Source organism: Bacteroidales bacterium (genome assembly GCA_016707785.1).
In the GTDB taxonomy this organism is placed as follows: domain Bacteria; phylum Bacteroidota; class Bacteroidia; order Bacteroidales; family UBA4417; genus UBA4417.
This window is the reverse complement of sequence record JADJGZ010000002.1, coordinates 238,020-254,230: the sequence shown is the minus strand read 5'-3', so window position 1 is coordinate 254,230 and position 16,211 is coordinate 238,020. Positions and strand designations below refer to the sequence as shown.

The 16,211-nt window shown below is 38.0% G+C and carries 12 protein-coding genes; all 12 read right to left on the bottom strand.

Annotation, left to right across the window (positions count from 1 at the left end; all coding sequences use genetic code 11):
• Positions 1–7: 7 nt before the first annotated feature.
• Complete coding sequence (locus IPH84_02760) at positions 8–1,276, bottom strand: TolC family protein (protein ID MBK7172161.1); 1,269 nt, start codon at positions 1,274–1,276, stop codon at positions 8–10.
• The gene (locus IPH84_02755; GenBank protein MBK7172160.1) at positions 1,273–1,881 is read right to left on the bottom strand and encodes a helix-turn-helix transcriptional regulator; all 609 of its coding nucleotides are present in this window, start codon (positions 1,879–1,881) and stop codon (positions 1,273–1,275) included. The genes IPH84_02760 and IPH84_02755 overlap by 4 nt, the downstream gene beginning before the upstream one ends.
• Before the next feature lie 110 nt (positions 1,882–1,991).
• Complete coding sequence (locus tag IPH84_02750) at positions 1,992–2,993, bottom strand: DUF4837 family protein (protein MBK7172159.1); 1,002 nt, start codon at positions 2,991–2,993, stop codon at positions 1,992–1,994.
• 60 nt (positions 2,994–3,053) lie between these two features.
• Positions 3,054–4,799 carry a LysM peptidoglycan-binding domain-containing protein gene (locus IPH84_02745; protein ID MBK7172158.1) on the bottom strand — a complete coding sequence of 582 codons (1,746 nt, stop codon included), beginning with the start codon at positions 4,797–4,799 and terminating at the stop codon, positions 3,054–3,056.
• Between the two features lie 356 nt (positions 4,800–5,155).
• On the bottom strand, positions 5,156–5,332 hold the full coding sequence (locus tag IPH84_02740; protein MBK7172157.1) for a twin-arginine translocase TatA/TatE family subunit: 177 nt from the start codon (positions 5,330–5,332) through the stop codon (positions 5,156–5,158).
• Between the two features lie 90 nt (positions 5,333–5,422).
• Positions 5,423–6,769, bottom strand: coding sequence for a peptidoglycan DD-metalloendopeptidase family protein (locus IPH84_02735; protein ID MBK7172156.1), 1,347 nt, complete (start codon positions 6,767–6,769; stop codon positions 5,423–5,425).
• A 7-nt stretch (positions 6,770–6,776) separates the two neighbouring features.
• Entirely contained in the window at positions 6,777–7,574 is a 798-nt protein-coding gene (locus IPH84_02730) for a DUF4292 domain-containing protein (protein ID MBK7172155.1), read from the bottom strand.
• 44 nt (positions 7,575–7,618) lie between these two features.
• Positions 7,619–9,376: a tetratricopeptide repeat protein gene (locus IPH84_02725; protein MBK7172154.1), complete on the bottom strand. Its 1,758-nt coding sequence runs from the start codon at positions 9,374–9,376 to the stop codon at positions 7,619–7,621.
• Between the two features lie 55 nt (positions 9,377–9,431).
• A complete protein-coding gene (gene dut, locus IPH84_02720) occupies positions 9,432–9,866 on the bottom strand; it encodes a dUTP diphosphatase (GenBank protein MBK7172153.1) in 435 nt (144 codons plus the stop codon).
• 20 nt (positions 9,867–9,886) lie between these two features.
• A complete protein-coding gene (locus tag IPH84_02715; protein MBK7172152.1) occupies positions 9,887–11,371 on the bottom strand; it encodes an oligosaccharide flippase family protein in 1,485 nt (494 codons plus the stop codon).
• 58 nt (positions 11,372–11,429) lie between these two features.
• Positions 11,430–14,975: a HAMP domain-containing protein gene (locus IPH84_02710; GenBank protein ID MBK7172151.1), complete on the bottom strand. Its 3,546-nt coding sequence runs from the start codon at positions 14,973–14,975 to the stop codon at positions 11,430–11,432.
• A gap of 303 nt (positions 14,976–15,278) precedes the next feature.
• The gene (locus tag IPH84_02705; GenBank protein MBK7172150.1) at positions 15,279–16,160 is read right to left on the bottom strand and encodes a class I SAM-dependent methyltransferase; all 882 of its coding nucleotides are present in this window, start codon (positions 16,158–16,160) and stop codon (positions 15,279–15,281) included.
• Positions 16,161–16,211: the final 51 nt, after the last annotated feature.

Here is a 16,211-nt window from a genome sequence, read left to right as displayed (position 1 = left end):
TTTTCGTTTAAAGGTTTCCTGTCAGAGCCAGATAAGCTGCTTTTGCTTGTAAATACTGAACTTTATGAAGCTCTTTCGATAACCGGGCCTGTATTTCGGCATTATAATCGGTAAGGTATTCAGTTGCTGTTATGATTCCGTTTTCGAGTTGAGAAGCAACTGCTTTCGAAATTTCAGCCCTCATTAGGATGAGTTTATCATCATTCACAAGTAATTCTTCCGATCGGTTTATTTCAGAAAGATATTGCCTGGCTTGGGTTTTTACATTCAGGTCGAAGGTCTCCTTCTGTTGCTGCACAATTTGTTTGTTGATATCCATGATTCTGATCTCTTCCCTGTTCTGATGCCAGTTCCAGAAATTCCATGTCACTTTAGCTCCGACCATATAATACACATCGGCTTCTTCCTTAAACATATTCAGTCCTGGTCGGCCGTATCCCAGGTTTCCAAATGCAAAGGCCCTGGGATGGGTTTTGATTCCGGCCATTTTCTTCATTACATCAATCCTGTCGTTTTGAAGGTCGAAGAGCGACATTTCCGGCCTTTTATTCATATATCCTCCAGATTGATAAACAATATCAGGTTCTGAGAGCTTAACATCCGCAGGAATATCAGTCCCGGTAAGCAAACTTAACATCCCCAGGAATGAAGTTTTTTGTGAATTAAGGTCAATCAGCTTCTGATTCACTTTCAACTTTTCCGACTCGAGGATGGTAGCATTATAGGGTAAAATAAGCCCGTTTCGAATGCCCGATTCAGTTTTATTGAGACGCGACTGCAGTTCTTCAAGATTTATTTTCAATACATCAATGGAGTTATTAATCAGCATGATGCCAAAATAGAGCTGATTAATCCTTTCCTTCAGTTTATACAGCTCAGATTCATTAGTTTGGGCATTGATCTGCAGATTCTTTTCTTCGAGTAATCGCTGCGCAGCGGTTGCACCTCCACCATATAATACCTGGGTGGCATCGAGACTCATTTTGAATTGCTCTTGTGGAACTTCCGGGATGTTCATTCCGGGAATAGAAATAGGCAATTCTGTAACAGCACTTTGGTAGGTAGCCTGACCATTCAGGTTAAACTGGGGCAGGTTGTTTTTATCAATAATTTTCTGCTGTATTCCGGAAGCTTCATGGTATAATTTCCCCTGACCCGATAATGGATGATTTCGCAAAGCGAGTTCATGGCATTGTTCAAGCCTGAGCTCTGTATTCTGTCCGAATGCCGGGATCATCATTGCAATGAACAATCCGGATACTAATAATCTTTTCATTTTATTGAAAGTGAGTTCATTACAAATTCGATGATTTGTTCTTTCCTTTCTTTAAGAAACACATTGTACTGGGATTCATCCTTTCGGAGCACACCCTTTACGATTGGTTTTGCAACGAAAGGAAAAATACACATTGCCAGAAGATTAACCATAAAATGATCAGCTTTAACAGCCCGGATAGTTCTCAGATCAACCTCTTTTTCAATTTGTCTCAGTATAATTGTCGGATCAAGTCCCATGGCTGTAAACTTATCAACAAACCGCCCGGGATTGGTATTTAATTCCTGGATCACAAAGCCTGGTATGTATGGATTTGCCAATAGGATATCAATATAGGTTTCGACAAACTTTATGATTTTAATTTTTAGTGGTAATTCTGATTCAAGCACCGATTTAATCACGGGTAAAAAACTGCCTAAAGCTTGTGCAAATACAGCCTCGAACAGATGGTCCTTGCTCCTGAAATAGTAATGCAGCAAGGCTTTATTGATCCCTGCCTGATCTGCTATTTCCTGCATCCTGGCGCCGGAGAAACCTTTTTGAATAAAAATAGTCCTTGCAGCTTCCAGAATGATCCCTTCGGTATTTTTTCCCTCTTGATTCATATCAAAACCTTATAACCAATTGGTTTAATTAATTGGTTTAACCATGTGGTCAAAATTACAACAAAAAAATACCGATGCAACAAGAACCGGTATTTTTTGTGAAAATAATTTTATTTCAGCGTTGGTTCAGGCAGGAAGCTCGAACCCCAAATTATTGATTCTAACTGCCTTACGTAATTTTTCTTGGGTTTATTCGGATAATAAATATATCCATCGAAAGTAACAATGCGATGGCGAAGAGTATCAATTACACTATAATTTATATAAGGACCTCCCATAAAATCGCCTTTTGTATCCCATAAACCACGTGTTTCAACAGCAAATAGTTTATTGAACTTGATTTTTCGGGATACCGGTTTAAGCACCTCATCGGCTACCTTCATATAAGAACCATCGGTCGGACCGGGAACATATTTCCGGGTATAATCATTTCTTTGACTGAGGATATTTTGCAACGCAAGCTGATTGGTATCAGTATATGGGAAATAATAGATCATCAATCCAAGGCTCATTTCATTGGTTTCTTTTCGCAGCCAGAGGAAGTCTTTTTCTTTTTTGGCCTGGTAGAAGTCAGAAGAAACAATCATCTTAATCCCAAAATCCTTTTCAAGGGTACTTTCTACCCCGAGATTTCTTTTTAAGGCGTTCTGGGCACTAAAACGGGCACGTTCATTCTGGTTAAATAGTTCTTTAATAGCAGACCGGTATTTGGCAAAGACGATATCGAAAGAAGCATTATCAGATGCAATAAGCTTTATCACCCGCTGAGGGTGCGACCAGGTATTCTTTTGAGTTTCCAGGCCACCTTTCCCGTTTTCTTTTTTCACATCAATAATGAAAACATTACGATGCGTTTGCAGAAAGCGACTGAAATTTGAATAGGGAACATTGATTAAGGAATACTCTGCTTCTGACTCAGGCAGGCCCTCCATTTCGACTGTAAAATACTGCTTGATTGCGTTGCCAATAGGTCCGTCCCACAGAGCCTTATCGCAAACCACGAGAATTTCTGAACCTTTACCTGTTGAATTTGGATCTGTTGATTTTCCGGAATCGCATGAGGAAAGAAAGGACAACCCCAGGATCAGGGCAATAAAGAATCTATAATACATGGTCGAATTATGTAGTTTACTAATCAGCTATGAACCAAATGTATCGAATGGTATCCTTTATCAACCTCCGGGAATAATTACTTTAATCTTCTGGCCAACTTTCAATTTTTCTTCTGCTTTTATATTATTCCATTCACGGATTTGATTCACGGTAATTCCTTCATACTTTTCAGCAATACTCCACAATGTGTCTCCTGATTGCACTGTATAATAAACCAATTTTTCTGTTATGTTGCCTTCTGCCGGAACTTTAACAGGAGCCTTAATATTGGTATCTGCTTTTGCTATTTCACTATTAACCGGAACTGTGGGAGAATTAATGCGAAGCTTTTGTCCAACCATCAGGTTCTTACTTTTCAGTTTATTCCAGGCGGTTAAGTCATTGACTGAAACTTTATACTTAGCAGCTATTTTTGAGAGGTATTCTCCTTTTTTTACTATATGGTATTTAGGCTTAACTGAAGAAGTTGCCGGAGCCTTCTTTACTCCCTGTGTTGGGGCGTTTTCTCTGAGAGAATCCTGCTGGTTTAAAGCAGTATTCCTGTCAAGATCAGTTTCCTGTGTTGCGTTTTGTGGTTTAGATTTAGCTCCTGGTACCGGAACTTTCGTCTGGACATAGATAGCAAGTTTCTGACCATTATAGACACTCGCTTTACGTAATTTGTTCCATTTCTTGATTTCCGTAGTTGTGCAATTGTATTTCCTGGCAATAGAAGAGATGTTTTCTCCTTTTCTGACCTTATGTGTAATTTTTTTGGTCACTAAGTTATAAGACCCATCGGAAGCAGCCTGTGCAAGGAATTGCACCGGATCATAACCTTTCAGCTGAAATGCAGCATATAAAGAGGGCTCATTATTAATGAAATCAGCCACGGTTTTCTTGGGCAGACGGATATAATAAGGATTTTTCGCAGTAGCTGGGATGAAACCTTTACGGAATGTGGGATTCAAATATTGAAGATCTTCGAGAGGAAGTTTAAGTTTTTCAGCAAGAATTCCAATTGTAAGTGGCGACGTTACGGCAACGGTATCCGTTTCATGGTAAACAACCCTTGGCATTACCGGGTATAGGTTATGCTCGTTGGAATAATTCATTACATAGTTCACTGCTATAAAAGCAGGAACATAATCGCGGGTTTCACGGGGTAAATATCCACGGATTTCCCAGAAACTCATTTTCCCGCCAGACCTTCTGATTGCCTTATTTACGTTTCCTGGTCCCGAATTATAGGCTGCAAGCACCAGCAACCAATCATGATACATGTTGTATAAGTCAATAAAATGCCTGCAGGCAGCGTTGGTAGCTTTCACCGGATCATTTCTGTCATCAACATAGGAAGTGGCTTCCAGGCCATAAACCTTCCCTGTATAGTACATAAATTGCCAGAGACCTGTAGCTCCCACCCTTGAACGGGCCTCAGGATTCAGTGCTGATTCCACAATCGCCAGGTATTTAAGTTCAAGTGGAAGATTATACATATCAAGCTGTTGCTCAATCAGGGGGAAATAAATCTGGGCAAGGCCGAGTACTCTTGAGGTGGTACCCCTTTTCTTTGTAGCATAAAGGTCAATAAAGGCCTTTACATAGGGATTATAAGTGAGTTCAATAGGAGACTCCACATCCAGCCTCTGCATTCGGTAATAGTATATAGAGTCAGGATAGGTAGGAACAAAATTGGGCAGAAAGTTATACTTGTTATTAAAAAGTTGATTTTTAGTGTTTTCTACACTTTCAAAGTATTTAAGATTGCTTAAGCTGTCAAGTGCTGCAACAATCAGGTTGTCGTCTACAAACTCGGTTTCCATTATTCCGGAACCCGGCTCATTTGTGTTTTGGACCTGCTGAGCAAGAACAGAAGTCCCTAAACACAAGAACAACAAAAGAATCATTCCTGAAAATCTCATGCTTACTGTTTTCGTTTAATTTATATAATTCCCTTACCCCAATCCCATAATAAATATGGTGGTGGTAAAAATATAAAAAACAAACGGTTACGGGCTTGTTTTCTATACTAATAATTCACAATCAACTGTTAGTAGGTGTAACGAACGATAAGGATTGTTTAGTATGTATGCCCTATCGGCAGAATGTTACCTGAAATGAGCGAAAACTATCGTCATTAAAGGAAACGAGGCAATAATAGGTTTATGAGACTACAAATTTAATTGCCGGTCTGATTTCCTGGTTTGGATTCCTCATCTTCACCCTTCACACCATCTTTGAAGCTTCTGACCCCTTTTCCCAGACCTCTCATGAGTTCAGGAATTTTCTTTCCACCAAAAAGCAGTAAGACAATAGCCAGGATCAGAATTATTTCGGTTGGACCTAATTTACCCATAGTGATTGAATATTTTGGAGTGGTGTATTCTATTGGCTACAAAGATAATTGAAATAGGAACGCTACTGTTTTTTTTTTGATTTATCAGGTCTAACTCCCCAACCATTGACCAGGATTCTGTAAAGATTTTCCGTTCCATAATTCAAAATGCAGTAATGTCTTGTTTAGGTCCGGGTCTGTATAGATGGTGCCAATTTGCTGCCTGGTTTTTACTTTATCACCCTTTTTAACTGATACATCCAAAAGATTTGAATAAACCGTTAAATAATCTCCATGCCTGATAATTACGACATAATGAAGATTCGTTATAGACATTACACTTGAAACAACTCCATCAAAAACAGCCCTGGCTTTTGATCCGCTAACTGCGGAAATATCAACTCCATTATTCCTGATCTTGATATTCTTGTATTCAGGATGCGGATGTTCCCCAAAAGTAGATGTAATCGTTCCTCTTTCAACCGGCCACGGAAGCCGCCCTTTATTCCCCGAAAAACTATTGGATAGAGCAACTTCTTCCACTGTGGAGGACATACTATTTGTACGGGCCGGGACAATTGGCTTGTTATTTACATTTTCTTTCCCGGTTTCAGAGGGTTTGGTAGTACCAGGCTTTTTTGAACCTTCAGCAGGTTTTGCTGCAGCTGTTGCTTCCGAAGCTTTCCGGGCTTTTTCTTCGTTCGCTTTTCGAATTTCTTCGGCAATTACAGATTCTATCGCACGTTGTAGTTTACCCAGGGCTGCTTCTTTCTCCTTTAACTTTACCAGAAGTGTTTTTTCTTGCTTAGTAAGTTTTTTTACGGCTCTGTCTTTATCCGTTTTTTCCTGTGCCAGTTGATTTTTTTCTAACTCCTGACGCTCTTTGAGTGTCAGTTTTGAGTTCTTTTGCCTTTCAAGTTCCAGCTTTTTTGCCCCTAACAATGATTGGGTCTGAAGGATTGCATTAGCTTGTGTCTTCCTGTAATCAGAGTATTGTTGCAAATATTTGAGCCGCTTAAAAGCCTGGTTAAAGTTTTTTGAAGAAAAAATAAACATCAAGCGGCTATAAGCATTTCTATTCCTGTAAGTGGAATAAATAAGCCGGGCATACTCTTTTTTTAGATTTTCTATTGAAGTAGATAACCTGAATATTGTATCACTTAAAGTGCCAATCTGGTTTTCTAAACCCGAAACCTCATCCCCAATTGCATGAATCAGTTCTTCCCTGTGATTGATCTTTTTATTGATCAGGAATAATTGATTCAAATTTGCTTCCTTGTTTTTCTGTGTCTGATTTAACTGCTTATTGGTATTGGAAATTTCCTGTTCTAATTTACTTTTTCTTTCCTGCAATTTAACTTTTTGATTTTGAGCAGGAATAAGCATAACAAAGCCAATGATCAATGAAGTCACCATTAATGCAACTTTAAATCCTGGTAGCTTTGAACTATTTATCATAAAGATCCTACTTAAATTCAATTTTTTCAATTGGACTATAATTGTCCGGGATATTGAAAGGATATGATTGATCCTGATCGAGGGTTAACTTTGAGTATTCAATGTTGATCCTGATTTTCTCCTTATCTGTTTCGATTTTATAATCCAGTATTAATGGAATACGCTGTCCGCTGTTTAGTTCAAAAGCAGAATATTCAGCAACAAACTTCCGGCTGTCTCTTTCTGCCTCCTTCAACATAACCCTTGTGATCTTAAAAGTCTCAGGCTCAAGCCATATGCTTTGAAGTGGAATGCTAATCTCTTCCTCACTCCTTCTGACATATCTCTTTAATTTCAGACGGTTACTTGTACTTAGCTTATATTCATGATTATCAACAGATGCCTTAAAAGTATTGGTTTCGTAGAGTGAAAAATCATTTCCGGTTATGAATGCCTGGGCCATATCAAAATCAAGCGTCTTATTCAGAAGCTGATTTATATATTTGAATTCTTTTGAAAGGTATGAAGCGTTGATTCTATTGAGATATTTGATTGAATCGGGTGTGAGAAGGAATCGGGCCATCTCAATACCCAGCATTGGAGTAATGGAAATCCATATTATACTATCCCTGCATATACGTATCTGTCCGGAAAGATTGGTTTTCTTCTTGTCACGGGTGAAACTGGCCGTGAATTTAGCAGAAATCGTCCTGAACTGAAGCTCATTTTCCTTAAGTTTTTTAATAAGAAACTCTGACCCTTCATCTTTCAAAGGCTCTCTAATAGCTTTTCTTGACGATGTGCATGATGTTAACAATATGATCATTATGATCCATAGCCCTAACCAACTCTTTATTCTAACCATTGATGTTATTCAAATAAGTTTTTCTCTTTTATTTTCTTTTCGAGGTTAATCCCGGTACCTCCGGCATTTTTAGCTTTTTTCCAATATTCCAAAGCCTGATTTTGATCTCCTAACTTAAACATTATGTCCCCCATATGCTCTAAAAGGTCTGCATCTTCCCCGGGACTTGCAAGAATGGCCTTTTCAACCCATTCTTTAGCTTCCGCAAAGCTACCGTTTTTATACAGAACCCAGCCATAGGTATCCATATATGCAGGACTATCAGCAGCCAGGCTTACCGCTTTCGAGGCCATTGTTAAGGCTTTATCCAGCTTTTCACCTCTAAGGGAAAGATAATATGCATAATTATTCAGCACATAGGCATTATTGGGGGTCGATTTAAGGACTTTTTCATAGTTCTCATCTGACAATGCATACTGTCCCGATTGATTATAGGCATCACCCAGGTAGGTGTAAAATTCCAGCAGAAGTTGCTCATTGGTAGTTACAAATTTAGCGCCAGTATTCAGACTCTTTATGGCTTCTGCCGGTTTCTTCAGCTGGAGATTGGAAATACCATTAAAAAAGTAGGGTAATGGTTGGAGGGGGAACAGATCAAGTGCCCGGGCACTTTCATCCTGGAGTGCTTGCCAGTCAGACAGGGCCGCCTCCGTTTGCATCAGGCTTTCCCAGGTTGCATATCTGCTGCTATCAATTGCTATAACCTGTCTTAACAGTTCGCGGGCTTCATTGTATTTCGCATCATTGAACATTAAATCAGCAGAAAGAGAAAGGGCTTTACTGTCAGATGGATGAGCTTTCAGGAGGATAGATGATAGCTCGCTAATTTCAGGCTTCTTTTTGTTGTAGAATTCATCCAGGCTATAATAAGCCATCAGAATCCTTAATTTCGTATCTATATCCAGGGTCGGATTGGCGAATCCGGTTTTTAATTCTTCCAGTGATTGCAAGGAATCTCCTTTTTTCCTGTAATAATCGGAGAGGGAGATATGGACATAAGGATTAGCAGGATCAGAAAGAATGATCTTTTTATAATATTCTGCAGCAATATCCGGCTTCTTGTCCTGCATATAAATCTCAGCAAGCATTGAATAATATCGTACTGATTCTGAAGGATTTTCTTCAATTAACTGCTCTATTTCACGGACAGCCTTTTCCGCTTTATTCTGCAAAAGATAGATACGGTGTTTTTGGAGGGATACTTCTTCATTAATGCCAATAATTTCTTCTATTGCATTATAAGTATTAATTGCATCATCACCTTTACCCAGCATCAGGTAGGCAGAAGCCAGTTCGTACAAATAATCTGCATTACCCGGAAATTTTTTAACGAGCTGCTGGCAAGTCTTTAACAAATCCTCTTTCCGGCCCGACTTCCCATAAATATCAACCGCTAACAGCCGGTAATAGGGGTTTGAAGGATCAATTTCAATAGCCTTCTCAATCAATGTTGCAGCAGTATTAAAATCATCCTGGGTATAATAGATCTGAGACAATTCATACATTGCGGCATCATCTGATGGATTTAATTCAAGACATTTATTGAAATAAGAGGCTGCTTTTACCAAATCTCCCAGCAACCGTGCCTTAGTTCCATCGATAAAGGCTTCTGTAGAGGCCTTTTTGTCGATCATAGTCTTTTCTTCCTGGTGCCTGTTTTTCTTCCGTCCATGCCCCTTTTCCTGGGCATTCACTAATACCGATGGAATTAACCATAGGAACAAAAAAACCAAATAGAAGTATTTTATCTTCAACAATCTCATTTTCAAGTAAATTAATATATTTTATCCGGATAATACCGGTAAAAGCTTGAACAACTCAATGTGTCCCTGTATGTCCAAAACCTCCTTCTCCCCGAGTTGTTTGGGATAATTCCTCAACCTGATTCCACTGAATATGTTCAAACCGGGCAATAACCATTTGCGCAATACGCTCACCGGGATTTAGCATGAAAGGTATTTCGGATAAATTAATAAGGATAACCTTTATCTCTCCTCTATAATCAGGATCAATGGTACCCGGTGAATTTACTATAGAAATCCCGTGTTTGGCAGCGAGACCACTGCGAGGCCTTACCTGGGCTTCGAATCCTTCGGGAAGTTCAATAAATAAGCCGGTTGGAACCATTAACCTTGCTAGTGGTTTTAGTACAATGGGTTCCGTAATATTTGCCTTTAAATCCAGCCCGGCAGAATGCTCTGTAGCATATTCAGGCAAGGAAAATGGTGATTGATTAACAACTTTTATCTTCATTCCAATCCTTTTAATGATGATTACTTCTTTAATTTCATCAAGACCATTACTTGATGCAGTTTAATTTTTTCCATCCTTATTACGAATCCACCGAAAATGGCAATTAAAATTGTGTTTAATACAAGCCTGATCCATAAATCCAGCCCTTGCCATAATATACTGATGGCAAATAATCCAATTCCAGCAATAAAATACAGGAATATGATCCTGAGATTATAGGGTATCGGATAAAACCGAAGACTTAGCCTGTAACTGATTACGATCATTACAATATAGCTCAGTAAACGGCTCCATGCTGCTGCATAATAACCGAACCTCGGCATAAAAAATATGTCAATTACAACGGTTACAGCCAATCCGATTAATGTGATATAGATCGCATACCGGGTATGTTCAGTCAATTTATACCACATTGATAAGTTAAACGATATTCCCAGTAAAATATTGGCAAGTAATACTAATGGGAGTACATCCATTCCCGACCGAAATTCTTTTCCAAGGATCAGGGCAAATAAATCGGCATAAAAAACAATTACCAGGAATAACAGAAGGCCCAGAATTACAAAGTATTTCATGACATCGGCATATGTCTGTTTCATATGGTCTTTCTCTGCTGAAGAGAAAAAGAAGGGTTCAGCTGCATAACGAAACATTTGCACAAACAAAGTGATAAAAACTGCCAGTTTCATCACAGCGCTGTAGATACCCAATTGATCAAGCCATGGAGAAGTATCCGGGGAAAAATATCTGAACAAAATCCTGTCTACATAGTCATTGGCAATGCCTGGTAAGCCGGCTATCATCAATGGAAGAGAGTATATCATTAATTTCTTCCACATCTGATGAGAGAATCGTAGAGGAGTCCTAAGTATTTGTGGGAAAAACAGGATTAAGGATATTACCGCACTCAGTAGAATAGCCAGGAGTATATAGCCATAGTCAGGGGTAGGAGAAATATACTTTAGCAGAAAGGAATCTGGATGCTTTGTAAACCATGCCGGTAACCAGAAAAACAAAAGAAGATTAAAGCCTACTTCTGATAGTATTTTAACAGATTTGAAAATGGCAAACATCCAAGGTCTATTGTCAAATCGGAGCTTAGCGAAATAAATTGCCGTAAAGCAATCAATACTCAGAATCAATGCCACATATTTCAGGTAAATGGAAGGATGACCCATAGCACCAGAAATACTACCTGAAACAGAGAAAATAAAGACACTAAATATTAATGAAGAAATCAATATCCAGGTTGAAGCCGTTGAAAACAAATGATTGGCTTCATTTTTATCTTTGTTTGCAAAACGAAAAAAACCTGTTTCGAGGCCATAAGTCAGAATTACCTGCAACAAAGCTATATAAGCGAGTAATTCACTTGCAAGGCCATAATTACCCGGACTCAATATGCGGGTATAGATGGGAACAAAAAAGAAATTAATGAACCTGGCCACTATGGAACTCATCCCATAGATCGCCGTTTGCGAAGCCAGCTGCTTGATCGGATTCAATAGGTTGTTGGTATTTCAGATTACAAAAGTACTGAAATTCAAACTTCTGTTTACATGTCTATACTGATGCGGCAATGGGCAACAAAATATAGAATGTTGTACCTTCTTCGGGATGTGAGTCGAACCATATTTTCCCCCGGGAATTATCAATAATATTCTTGACCATCGCTAATCCTAAACCCATACCTGCTGATTTGGTTGTGAAGTTTGGTGAGAAAATCTTTGTTTGCTGATCATTGGGAATCCCAGAGCCATTATCAGTAAATTTAATCAGGCATTGATTATTCTCATGCACGAGTTCAATCTGAATATGGCCTTCTTTTCCCTGGGGAATCGCTTGAATAGAATTCTTAATCAGGTTATTGAACACCCTAAGCATTTGATTTTCATCGGCATACACAAAATAACTGTTCGCTTCAGCCGGATAGTGAATGGAAACATTGTCCAAATCTCTGAATAGTTGTGCTGAAGAAGATATAATGCCCTGGATATCAATTATCTGGAAATTTGATCTGGGCATTTGAGCAAAATCAGAGAACTCAGAAGCAATTGCTGATAAAGTGTCAATTTGCAGGATTAATGTCTGCGAAAATCGTTTCAGTCTGTTTTCCCAATCAGGGGCATGATCATCCCAGGCTTTGATTAGGTGTTGCATGCTTAACTTGATTGGAGTTAACGGATTTTTGATTTCATGAGCTACCTGACGGGCCATTTCTCTCCATGCAATTTCTCTTTCAGAGCGTGCAAGCAATTCAGCGCTTTGCGACAACTCATCAATCATCCTGTTGTATTCTGCAACAAGATCACCTATTTCATCCTCGCGTTTCCAAACAATTTTCGCATTTGTACGTCCCAGTTGAATTTTACCCAGCTGATTACGAATAAGTTGCAGCGGCCGGGTAATATATCTGGAAATAATTACAGCCAATAAAACAGCTATGGCAATCATCATAATATAAAGATTGGCATAGGTGGCCAGAAGCCTTGACATCTCTTGTCTTAAGTCTTCCTGCCTCGAAAAATATGGGAGATTTAAATAACCAATTAATTGATTGTTGAAATTTCTCAGCGGTGCATAGGCTGAAAGATAATTATATCGCCCGATCTTTTCTTTTTGGATGTAAAATGATCTTTTCTCATCCAGCAACATAGAGAGACCTGAAGGATTCATATAATCAGAAATTAATCCTTCGTCAAAGATTTGTTCTCTTGAAGAGGCTAATAGTCTGCCGTCCAAACCAAACAGATTGATATCAGTAAAATTGGTGTTTGAAAGGTTCATTAAAGCTACATTCAGATCATCATACAGATTTTCATTCAATATATTTGAATTACCATACCTGTTCTCCAGTTCAACCAGAACTGTATTCATTTTTTCGTTGACAATATCCTTGTTCTTTGTAAAATTCAACTGATTGAGGTATATCAATGTTACACCTCCAATGATGATAGATGAAATAAGAATAATTGCAATAATATAGATTTGGAGCCGAACCCTGAAAGTAAGTGTTATATTACTGAATATAAATGATTTACCGGCAAAAATCATGATTATACCCATAAGTAACAGGAGGGTGAGAAAAAGGTATGAAAATGGTGCCAGTATATCAGCAATGCCTGGTTTTTCTTTGCTGATGATAAGGGTTGTGTGTGAATCAATTTTATGAATAAGGTGAGAATAACCGTTATGATAGAAGAAATTTAACTGGTTCCCTAATGTTAGGTTTTTAGAATTCTCAGTACTATAAGAATATTTCCCAACACTTCTGATCAGGTCATTATTATTATAAAACGCATACGAATATCTTGAAAAGCTTTCGGAAGCAGCCGATGACAGATCCATTAATAACTCAGGATAACCCTGGCCCCGGCTTGCATTCCTGGAATCAATTTCGATATAGAGGGTATGGTCGTCTTCAGGTAAAAGTGATCCTTTTCGAAGTTTTGTTTTCCCCAGGTAATAAGTTTGATCTATGGATTGATTCAGGAAAAAGAGTCCGGATGAATCTACGGGGCTAAGGTATTGGTCAATTTGATCATTGAAATAAATATCGCATTCCGTAATTTGGTTAAAGGCATTAATATTAAGCTTTTTCCCGGGATGGCAGAGAGTCAATTGAATATGGTATTTTGACCAGAAGCCCTGGAAGTATTTCCGTTGAATATACTCAATGGTTTTAAGTTCCCTTTGGCTATCATTGTCAGAATCTTCCAATATTAATGGAATTTGCTTATCCTGGTGGATTCTATTGATGGTGAGTTTGTAATAATATTCTGCCAATTTATCTCTTGATTCAGCGAGATGGGTAGCAACGATTTTTCGTTGTTCCAATTCCTGAAGATTTACAAATACATTAATATAATAGGTTCCAATCAGGGCTAAAATCAACAGGAATACTGTTCTCCTTCCTGAGTGGATCAATGATATTTTTCTTTCTGGTTGATATAATAGTCCGATAATTATGAAGAGAGCCAAAAACAATCCAACCATTGGATTTCTCTGATCTGAATTCCAGTTCCAAAAGATATAAATGATTAATACGGTGAGTGAAATTGTGACCTTCGTAACTTTGCTTAATGAAAGAGCTTGACTTAAATTAAGCAGTTTTTCGGCAAGCAGGATAAATGAAAGCGAAGCTACTCCAATTACAAATAATGCAGCAAAGCTATACTCTGACAAGCTTAGAATATTGTAAAACTGAAGGGGAATACTTGAGTTCAAAATCAGGCTTCTCAATACTGAATACAGAATTTCAAACAATGCAAGCAGTGCACCTATGCAAAGTATAAAAGCCAGGATATTGATGAAATAAGATCTTTTATTCTTTAGCAGCTCAGAGGGAACATACTTAAACAGGAAATAGGTTATTTGCAGGAAAAGGGCTGAATTAATCAGCAGGTCTCCTAATGAGGGTAACCAGTCAGACGCGGCAAAGTAGACCGGATTAAATAATTCTAAGGAATAAAGTGAAGATGGAAATTGGAAATAAAATTGAATTGCTCTAAGAAGTAAGACATCCAGCACAAAGAATATAAGTAAAAGAACCCGATGTCCCCACAGTTTCATGATAAACCGGTAAGCAGTAAACAAGGCTGAAATCAGGCATAAGAAACTTGTTACATATAAAGTAAAAATGAGAAACATCAGGTATGACTGAATAGGATGAGATTCTTCAGTACTGATGGAGAAGAGGAAATTACCTTTTGCGTCAATAATGTTATTCATTGACGGTTTTAAAGATATTTCGGTACCTTTCGGAGCGTTGAATTTTTTATAGAATCCTTGTGGCAGATAATCATTTTTGTACCGGTATTCATTTTTTATCAATTGCAGCCCATAAATAGTGAAAAGCCCGGTTTTTTGAATTCCTACCTGGTAATACCCGTTGCCACCAAAAATGATTGCACCAGATTGAATCCTTTTATCATGAATCGATGGGATCAGGCTTGAGTTGTCAGACCAGGAAATAAGACTATCATTTTTATAAATAAGAAAAATTCTACCAAACTCAGAAAGTTCTTTTTCATACTTTCTCTTGAATTCATTTTGTTTTAAAAATTCAGGTTTATTTAAATGAATTGAAAGATTAGAAATTTCATGCAAAAGATCCTTTTCACTTTTTTGAATTTGATTATTGAGTCTTGAGGTAACTTTTCTGGGTTCGTTATTCTTTTTAATAATTAAATTCAGTCCACTCCCAGCCAGAAACAGAAAAAGGCTGAAGCAGAGCTGAACAATTAAAAATTTGCGCAATTTATTCCCGGAAATCATGCTTTTTCAGTAAAATCCTTCATTGTCAAGGCCTTAAAAGAGGCCCAAAATTAGCCCCTATAACGAACGATCTGTCAATTTTCAGGGCTCAATACTATAGAGGGGGTTGTGGCTAATACAGCGCGTTTAATTGAATTATTTCTTTTTTGAGACGAAAATGAGGCTTGAATGGTTCCTTTTTTTCCTTGCCTTCCAATTTGAGCAAAATCCATTCCAAAACCCATGTATCCACCGCATGTTTCCATGGATATATTTTTCACTAAGTAAACTTACATAATATGAATCAAATTTCATTGGTAAAATTTCAATGCTGCTGAATGAAAATTTTTCCAGGAGCATTTTCATGCTTTTTTCTGAAAAATGATATAAATGTCGGGGGACATCATAAGCTGCCCAGTTTTCTTTATAAAAAGCAGCATCCGGAGAGTTTGAATTTGGTACGGCAATTATTAGAATTCCTCCAGGTTTTAATAATCGGTTGAGTTCCTTCATTCTTCCGGGTAGATCGGCTACATGTTCCAGAACATGCCAAAGGGTGATGACATCAAAACTATCATCTTTCATAATCGAAACCTGTGATTCGTCAAATACATCAAGATGATAGGTTTCCTTTGCTTTTTGTCTGACTTGTTCATCAGGTTCCACACCGGTTGTTTTCCAACCTCTGGATTTCATATAATTCAGAAATTCTCCGGTTGCACATCCAACATCAAGGATATGGTTTCCTTTTGCATACTTACCAATGAGATTAAATTTTTGAGATAAAGTATACTTCCTGATCTGCTGATAGACCTGGTTAAAAACACCTTTTTTAGCATTAGAATGAGATATATATTCTGAAGACTGGTAATATTTCCCCAGATCAGCAGGCAGAGGTCTGGGATTGGTAAATATAAATCCACAGCCCTTACATTGTTGAATTTTGAAGATTTCCCCTGACAGAAACGAGTCTTTACAGGATAAATAGGGGTTTAATTGATTTGAACCACAAATGATACACGAGGTTATTAACTCCATTCACACAATGTTTTAAAATTGTCTTTACCTGGTAATTATTAAAATCAAATT

Coding starts and splice junctions, on each gene's coding strand:
- IPH84_02760 (MBK7172161.1), bottom strand. CDS start 1,276: ATGAAAAGATTATTAGTATCCGGATTGTTCATTGCAATGATGATCCCG.
- IPH84_02755 (MBK7172160.1), bottom strand. CDS start 1,881: ATGAATCAAGAGGGAAAAAATACCGAAGGGATCATTCTGGAAGCTGCA.
- IPH84_02750 (MBK7172159.1), bottom strand. CDS start 2,993: ATGTATTATAGATTCTTTATTGCCCTGATCCTGGGGTTGTCCTTTCTT.
- IPH84_02745 (MBK7172158.1), bottom strand. CDS start 4,799: ATGGAAACCGAGTTTGTAGACGACAACCTGATTGTTGCAGCACTTGAC.
- IPH84_02740 (MBK7172157.1), bottom strand. CDS start 5,332: ATGGGTAAATTAGGTCCAACCGAAATAATTCTGATCCTGGCTATTGTC.
- IPH84_02735 (MBK7172156.1), bottom strand. CDS start 6,769: ATGATAAATAGTTCAAAGCTACCAGGATTTAAAGTTGCATTAATGGTG.
- IPH84_02730 (MBK7172155.1), bottom strand. CDS start 7,574: ATGATCATATTGTTAACATCATGCACATCGTCAAGAAAAGCTATTAGA.
- IPH84_02725 (MBK7172154.1), bottom strand. CDS start 9,376: ATGAGATTGTTGAAGATAAAATACTTCTATTTGGTTTTTTTGTTCCTA.
- dut (MBK7172153.1), bottom strand. CDS start 9,866: ATGAAGATAAAAGTTGTTAATCAATCACCATTTTCCTTGCCTGAATAT.
- IPH84_02705 (MBK7172150.1), bottom strand. CDS start 16,160: ATGGAGTTAATAACCTCGTGTATCATTTGTGGTTCAAATCAATTAAAC.